General features: G+C 59.8%; 1 protein-coding gene. It reads right to left on the bottom strand.

All coding sequences use genetic code 11. The features are described from left to right. Nucleotides 1-185 precede the first annotated feature (185 nt). Nucleotides 186-1,230, bottom strand: a 1,045-nt coding sequence (locus tag GWG54_RS20545; protein ID WP_167939483.1) for an ISH3 family transposase, incomplete at its 5' end; no start/stop codon positions are given.

Genomic DNA, 1,230 nt, shown 5'->3' with positions numbered 1-1,230 from the left:
ATCAGTACCTCACAAAGTATCCTCAGTTAGCTGTTTCTGAAGCCTGAGTTCTGTGTTGAAGCAGTTGTACTGACAGTCTCGACGAAAGAATCATAGAGAGATCGGCAGAGAGCTGTCGCTGTCGGCGGCGATCAGCCGCCGACGCGACAGTGTTGCCACTCACAAGGCGGCGTCCTCGGTCGGTGTTATCGGTGAAACCGGTCGTCAGGTGGCCGGTTCGCGGGGACGGCCCGACGCACCGCGAGGGCCGTCCACGCGGCTCGCCGAATCATATTGACGAACTCCTTGTACGGCCACCACCAGAGGCGACGCCCGCCTCGGCGGGGCGTCGCCGCGTATTCGTAGTGCAGATACCGCCAGACGTTCTGCAACAGCAGACTCACCACGACGTACAGCAGCCGTACCGTTGGATCTCGTGTTGTTGTCGTCGCTATCGCCTGCTCGGACAAGCGATAGCTCGACTCGATACCGAAGCGTTTCGAGTAGTGGTATCGAGCATCGCGTGGTGTCTCGATGAACGGCGCGTCAGCGGCGTAGCCGTGACGCGCCACACCGTTCTCGTCGTACCGTCCATTCTGGTACGTACAGTCGATGTAGACGGGAAACTCGACGGTCCAGCTGTGACCGTCGAGTTTCCCTGTCAGGTCGTGTTGAATGACGCGACTCCACCCTTCCGAGAGTTCCTGCTGAATCTTCTCACCCCACCGGATGATCGGGATAACATAGGCGTAGTTGTGCGCCTGTAACAGCGTGAGACACTTGCTGTCGTAGAAGCCACGATCAAGGTAGACGGCCTTGACCTCGGTGTCAAGGCCGTCAAGTACTCCAAGAAACTCAGCGAGGACGCTGCTGGCGGTGTCGCCGTCTTCGAGACGGCGCACCGCCAGCGTGTAGCGCTTGTTGCTTACGCGTGCGTAGAGTGTTGCGTAGGCGTGGAACGCGGTTGTTCCCCGCTTCGCTTCCGAGTGATAGAGGCCGTCTGTGTCGTCTTCTTCACCGTAGTAGGGCCGCAGGTGGAGGTCGGCACAGACCTCCACCTGCTCGGGGAGCAATTCGACGATATCCTGGCGAAGGAGCGTGTTAGCGACTCGTTCGAGCCGTTCCGGCTCGAACTTCGTCTGCAAATGGTAGTGGATCGTGTTCGCTGCCGGTGAGTTCTTGCTGGAGCCACACAGTGTCGAGACCGAGGTCCCGTCGGCGCACGCGCCGACGAGGACCTCGTAGATGTCC

Origin of the sequence: Natronococcus sp. JC468, from assembly GCF_012163165.1 — an archaeon.
Classification (GTDB): domain Archaea; phylum Halobacteriota; class Halobacteria; order Halobacteriales; family Natrialbaceae; genus Natronococcus; species Natronococcus jeotgali.
Note: the sequence above shows the minus strand (reverse complement) of the source record. Positions and strands in the feature narration are given on the sequence as shown.